Source organism: Burkholderia sp. E168m23 (genome assembly GCF_016586125.1).
Taxonomy (GTDB): Bacteria; Pseudomonadota; Gammaproteobacteria; order Burkholderiales; family Burkholderiaceae; genus Burkholderia; species Burkholderia orbicola.
Map to the genome: position 1 here is coordinate 1 of NZ_BCPP01000476.1, position 5406 is coordinate 5406.

Consider the following 5406-nt stretch of genomic DNA (forward strand, 5'->3'; position numbering starts at 1 on the left):
TCGCCCCCGCCCGAACCCCGACACCGATACCGGCAACGACTCATGGACAAGATCGACCACGTGCTGATCGTCGACGACGATCGCGCGATCCGCGAACTGATCGCGGACTACCTGGAGAAGAACGGCATGCGCGTGTCGCTGGCCGCGAACGGCCGCGAGATGCGCAACGCGCTGGATGACGGCGCGCCCGACCTGATCGTCCTCGACCTGATGCTGCCCGGCGAGGACGGCCTGACGCTGTGCCGCGACCTGCGCGCCGGCAAGTTCCGCACGGTGCCGGTGCTGATGCTGACCGCGCGCGGCGAGGAAACCGATCGCATCATCGGCCTCGAGATGGGCGCCGACGACTACCTGGCCAAGCCGTTCGCGGTGCGCGAGCTGCTCGCGCGAATCCGCTCGGTGCTGCGCCGCGCGCGCATGCTGCCGCCCGGCATGCAGGTGACGGAAACGGCCGCACTGCTCGCGTTCGGCGAATGGCAGCTCGATACGACCGGGCGCCATCTGCTGGACACCGAAGGCACGCTGGTCGCGCTGAGCGGTGCCGAATACCGGCTGCTGCGCGTGTTCCTCGACAACCCGCAGCGCGTGCTGACGCGCGACCAGTTGCTCAACCTCACGCAAGGGCGCCAGTCCGACCCGTTCGACCGCTCGATCGACCTGCTCGTGAGCCGGCTGCGCCAGCGCCTGCGCGACGGCGCGCGCGAGCCGCGCTACATCAAGACGCTGCGCAACGAGGGCTACGTGTTCTCGTCGGCCGTGACCGCCGTCGACGGTACGCCATGAGCGCGCGCGCGCCGTGGCACTGGCCGCGTTCGCTGTTCGCGCGGCTCGCGCTGATCCTGTGCGTGGGCCTGGCGCTCGCGCAGACGCTGTCGTTCTGGCTCACCGTGACCGAGCGCGACCAGGCGACCACGAACCTGATGATGGGCTACATCGAACGCGAGGTCGCCAGCTCGGTCGCGCTGCTCGACCATCTGCCGCCCGCCGAGCGCACCGCATGGCTGCCGCGTCTCGCGCGGCGCAGCTATGCGTTCATCCTCGGGCCGGGCCAGACCGGCACGCCGCCGGAAGCGCGGCTGTCGGCGCGCGTCGAGCGCTCGATCTCGGACGGCATCGGCGGCGACTATCCGCTGACCGCGAATTCGATCCCCGGCGACCGCGAACATCTGCAGGTGCATCTGCGGCTGACCGACGGGTCGCCGCTGACGATCGACATCCATCCGATGTCGACGGTGCCGCTGTCGGGCTGGCTGCCGGCCGTGCTCGTGGTGCAGCTCGCGGTGCTGGCCGCGTGCTGCTGGCTCGCGGTGCGGCTCGCGACGCGGCCGCTCAAGCAGCTCGCGCAGGCGGCCGACGCGCTCGGCCCCGACCTGAAGGGCGAGCGGCTGAACGAAGACGGGCCGTCGGAAGTCGCGCGCGCCGCGCGGGCCTTCAACGCGATGCAGGACCGCATCGCGCAGTACATGGCCGAGCGCATGCAGATTCTCGCGTCGATCTCGCACGATCTGCAGACGCCGATCACGCGGATGCGGCTGCGCGTCGACGTGATGGACGACGACACGCAGGGCGCGAAGCTGCGCCAGGACCTGCTCGAGATGGAGCATCTGGTGAAGGAGGGCGTTGCGTATGCGCGCACGCTGCACGGCACCGAGGAAGTCGCGCGTCGCATCGATCTCGATGCGCTGCTCGACAGCATCGTGTACGACTACACGGATGCGGGGCAGGACGTCGCGCTGCACAGCCGCGCGCCGCTCGCGCTCGTCACGCGGCCGAAGGCGCTGCGCCGCATCGTCGGCAACCTGGTCGACAACGCGCTGAAGTTCGCGGGCGCGGCCGAGATCGACGTGCAGGCGGCGCCGGACGGCGGCGCGGTGATCGCGGTGCTCGACCGCGGGCCCGGCATTCCGGACGATCAGCTCGACGCGGTGTTCGAGCCGTTCCGGCGCGTGGAGACGTCGCGTAACCGCGAGACGGGCGGCACGGGGCTCGGGCTTGCGATCGCGAAGCAGCTCGCGCTCGCGATGGGCGGCACGCTCACGCTGAACAACCGGGCCGACGGCGGCGGCCTCGAGGCGAGGCTGACGCTGAGGAACGCGGGATGATGCGACGCGGCGCGCGAGCGTCGCGGTGTCGGGTGCGTGTCGAAGCGTGCGACGTGTGCAACGTGTGCGATGGGTGCTGCGTCACACGCGTTGCAGATGCGCGTCGACGAGCGGCGCGAGCGCTTGCGCATGCACGGCCGCGAGATCGTGTCGGCCGCCCGGCACGACGTGCAACCGCGCATCGGGCAGCCATTCGAGCAGGCGCCGGCCGGCCGCGACCGGGCTGATCGGATCGTCGTCGCCCCACAGCAGCAGCGTCGGCTGCGCGATACGGCCGATGTCCTGCGACAGGTCCGCACGAAACGTCATGAACCAGTCCGGCAACCGCGGGTTCGCTTCGGCGAAACCGGCGCGCCAGTCCTGCGCGCCGAGCCCGGCCATGTCGAGGCCGCCGGACGTGACCGTCAGCACGAGATGCGTGACGAGATCCGGCTTGTCGAGCGCCGCGCGCATCGCGATCACGCCGCCCATCGATTGCGCGATCACGGCGGTCGGCCGGTCGACGGTTGCCAGTACATGACGCACGAGACCGTCGAAATCGTCGACGGCCGGATCGCGCGGCGTGTCGCCGAAGCCCGGGTAGGCGACGATTCGCCGCTCGGCCGGATGCGTGAGCATGCCGGCCAGCGGTTGCCAGAACGCGGTGCTGCCCGATGCGCCGGGCAGGAAGAGTAGTTGCGACGGAACGGGCATGGCGTGTTGATGTTTCCGTAGTTGAGGCGAAGCAGGGTGGCAGGGCGGCGCGAGCGCGTCAGCAGCGGCCCGTGCGCAGCGCGACGGTCCAGTCGTCGCGGCCGCGCGACGCCGCGATGGCGGCGGCCGTATGCCAGTCGTATTCGACCGCATGGAATTCGACGCTCCAGCCGGCGGCGGTGCGCGACACCATCGCGTAGCGGGCGTGCGGCGAGCCCGTCTCGATCCGGTGCGGATGCGGCAGGTCGTCCGCATACGCCTGCAACCCGACGCTGCCCGGATTGACGATCAGCCGGCCGTCGTCGAGCTTCGCGGTACGTGGCACATGCGTGTGGCCGCACAGGATCAGCGAGGCCGCCGTATCGCCCGCGCGCTGCGCGACCTCATCGGGCGTCGCCGCGCGGCAGCCGTCGGGCGTGACCGTTTCGAGGAAATAGACGAGATCGCTGGCGGGCGTGCCGTGCACCATCAGCACGTCGCCGTCGAGCGTCAGGCGTTCGGGTAGCGCGGCGATCCAGGCGCGATGGTCGGCGCGTAGCGTGTCATGCGCCCAGCGATCGGACAGCCGCATCGCGTCGCGATCGAGCGTCAGCAGTTGCCGCTCGTGATTGCCCTTGATGGTCGGCAGGTCGAGCGCGATCAGGCGGTCGGCCGTTTCGGCTGGATGGAGTGCGCCGGACACGATGTCGCCGAGATTGACGATCACGTCGGCGCCGCGGCGGCGGACATCGTCGAGCACCGCGTCGAGCGCGGCGAGGTTGCCGTGGATGTCGGAGAGCGCGGCGATTTTCATGGCGGCAAGTCGATGAGGGGAGTGGCGATTGTCGCCAATTCGGCGCGGGTCGTGCAATCGGGTCGTGCAATCGCTTCACGGCATCGGCACGCGATGCCGCGGCGGGCACGTCAGTCGGTCGCGAGGCGTGCGTACATCGCGAAATCGCCCGGCGTGCCGCGCACCATCTTGTAGGCGCGCAGCAACCCCTCGTAGCGGTAGCCGCACTTTTGCAGCACGCGCGCGGAGCCGGCGTTGCTGGTCAGCACGACCGCCTGCATGCGCATGAAGCCGCCGTGCGTGAACGCCCACGCGGTGACGGCGTCGCACACCGCGCTCGCGATGCCGCGCCCCCAGTGCGACGGCGCAAGGTCGTACGCGATCTCCGCCGAGCGGTTGACGGTGGACACCGTATGCAGCCCGATCGTCCCGGCGAGCGCGCCCGACGCGGTGTCGACGATCGCGAGACGCCGGATCGAATCCGGATCGGTCGATTCGATGTTGTCGAACATCGGCAGCAGATCGTCGGGCGAGCGCAGATTCCAGCTCGTGTGACGGAACACGTCGGGGTTCGACAGGTACGCGTACCACGCGTCGAGATCCGCGCGTTCGAGTTGCCTGAGCGACAGGCCGGGGAAACCGGCGCGGGGCGGCGTGGCGATTTTCATCGAGCCCGGCGCCTACGCGGCATGGCGCCGGTACAGCGCCAGCGAACCGGCGAGCGCGAGCAGCATCGCGCCGCACGTGCGTTCGAGCCACAGCGCGCCCGAGCGCTTCAGCAGCCGCACCGCGCGTGCGCCGAGCAGCGCGTAGCCGAACATCACCGCGCCGTCGAGCAGCGCGAACGTGACCGCGAGCACGACGTACTGCGGCGCGAGCGGCGCCAGCGGATCGAGGAACTGCGGCAGGAACGCGGAGAAGAACAGATAGCCCTTCGGGTTCGTCACCGCGGTCAGGAAGCTTTTCGCGAAGATCGATGCGTTGCGTCCGGAGGCCGTGCCGCGCTGCGCGACCACGACGTCGAGCGCCCCTTTCGACGTCAGCAGCCGGATGCCGACATACGCGAGGTACGCGGCGCCGAGCCACTTCACGACCGAGAACCAGAACGCCGACGCCATCAGCAGCGCGCCGAGGCCGAGCGCGACCGCGACGATCAGCACGAAGTCGGACAGCATCGCGCCCGCGAAACCGAACGCCGCGCGGCGCACGCCGTAGCGCGAGCCGTTGGTCAGCGCGAGCAGCACGGTCGGGCCAGGTGTCGCGATGCCGACGAACGCGACGGCGGCGAAGATCAGCAGGGTCGTTTCATGCATGAAGGAACTCCCGGAGGAAAGCGCGCAGCCGATTATCGTCCGCGTCGCCTCGCGCTGTACAGGCGCGGCAGCCGTGGCTATGGCCGCGCTCCGACTATCTCAATTTTGACAAGAAACTGTTGTCATTATTCCGCTTTGGAACGGAACCGGTTCCAACTACCATACCGGCCGCAGCGGGCATGCCCGCCGCGTCGTCGCGCGCGGACGTCGCCGGTCTCGCACCGCCGGGTGGATGTCGGCGCGCGCGCGCTACTCGCAACAGCCCGTCAGAACAACGGGCTCGCCGCCCGGAGACATACAACCTTGACGTCCCCCTCTCCCTAAAGGGAGAGGATTCCCACATCTGGCGATGCACGTCCGCATCGGAGAATGTTCAACGCAGCGTTGGTATCTCGATCATGCTCGACACCACATCTACTGCAGGCCCACTCTCTTATTCTCAGTCCCGCGATACCTTTCGGCCGCGTCGTGCTGTCTTTCGACCCGCACGCCGAACAGGACTGGGTCGAACCGCTTTCGTCGACTT

7 protein-coding genes are annotated in these 5406 nt (G+C 69.4%); 2 read left to right on the forward strand and 5 right to left on the reverse strand.

The annotated features are described in order from the left end of the window. Positions 1–42: 42 nt before the first annotated feature. Both JMF90_RS22450 and JMF90_RS22455 read left to right on the forward strand, forming a co-directional pair. On the forward strand, positions 43–783 hold the full coding sequence (locus JMF90_RS22450; protein WP_006480534.1) for a response regulator: 741 nt from the start codon (positions 43–45) through the stop codon (positions 781–783). Next, the gene (locus JMF90_RS22455) at positions 780–2102 is read left to right on the forward strand and encodes an ATP-binding protein (protein WP_011546938.1); all 1323 of its coding nucleotides are present in this window, start codon (positions 780–782) and stop codon (positions 2100–2102) included. The genes JMF90_RS22450 and JMF90_RS22455 overlap by 4 nt, the downstream gene beginning before the upstream one ends. Positions 2103–2183: 81 nt before the next feature. On the opposite strand, the gene JMF90_RS22460 is transcribed toward JMF90_RS22455, so the two are convergent. From JMF90_RS22460 to JMF90_RS22480, 5 genes are all read right to left on the reverse strand, one after another. Next, complete coding sequence (locus JMF90_RS22460) at positions 2184–2795, reverse strand: alpha/beta fold hydrolase (protein WP_011546939.1); 612 nt, start codon at positions 2793–2795, stop codon at positions 2184–2186. 58 nt (positions 2796–2853) lie between these two features. Continuing rightward, a complete protein-coding gene (locus JMF90_RS22465; RefSeq protein ID WP_011546940.1) occupies positions 2854–3588 on the reverse strand; it encodes a metallophosphoesterase in 735 nt (244 codons plus the stop codon). A gap of 110 nt (positions 3589–3698) precedes the next feature. Beyond that, on the reverse strand, positions 3699–4235 hold the full coding sequence (locus JMF90_RS22470) for a GNAT family N-acetyltransferase (protein ID WP_011546941.1): 537 nt from the start codon (positions 4233–4235) through the stop codon (positions 3699–3701). 12 nt (positions 4236–4247) lie between these two features. Further along, positions 4248–4880 (reverse strand): LysE family translocator, encoded by a 633-nt coding sequence (locus tag JMF90_RS22475; RefSeq protein ID WP_011546942.1) that lies wholly within the window; start codon positions 4878–4880, stop codon positions 4248–4250. Positions 4881–5200: 320 nt separating this feature from the next. Next, positions 5201–5406: zinc ribbon domain-containing protein (locus JMF90_RS22480; protein ID WP_201325444.1), on the reverse strand; the 206-nt coding region annotated here is incomplete at its 5' end.

What these genes read in the sequence shown, in the direction of transcription:
- JMF90_RS22450 (WP_006480534.1), top strand. Translation starts at nt 43, where the DNA reads ATGGACAAGATCGACCACGTGCTGATCGTCGACGACGATCGCGCGATC.
- JMF90_RS22455 (WP_011546938.1), top strand. Translation starts at nt 780, where the DNA reads ATGAGCGCGCGCGCGCCGTGGCACTGGCCGCGTTCGCTGTTCGCGCGG.
- JMF90_RS22460 (WP_011546939.1), bottom strand. Translation starts at nt 2,795, where the DNA reads ATGCCCGTTCCGTCGCAACTACTCTTCCTGCCCGGCGCATCGGGCAGC.
- JMF90_RS22465 (WP_011546940.1), bottom strand. Translation starts at nt 3,588, where the DNA reads ATGAAAATCGCCGCGCTCTCCGACATCCACGGCAACCTCGCCGCGCTC.
- JMF90_RS22470 (WP_011546941.1), bottom strand. Translation starts at nt 4,235, where the DNA reads ATGAAAATCGCCACGCCGCCCCGCGCCGGTTTCCCCGGCCTGTCGCTC.
- JMF90_RS22475 (WP_011546942.1), bottom strand. Translation starts at nt 4,880, where the DNA reads ATGCATGAAACGACCCTGCTGATCTTCGCCGCCGTCGCGTTCGTCGGC.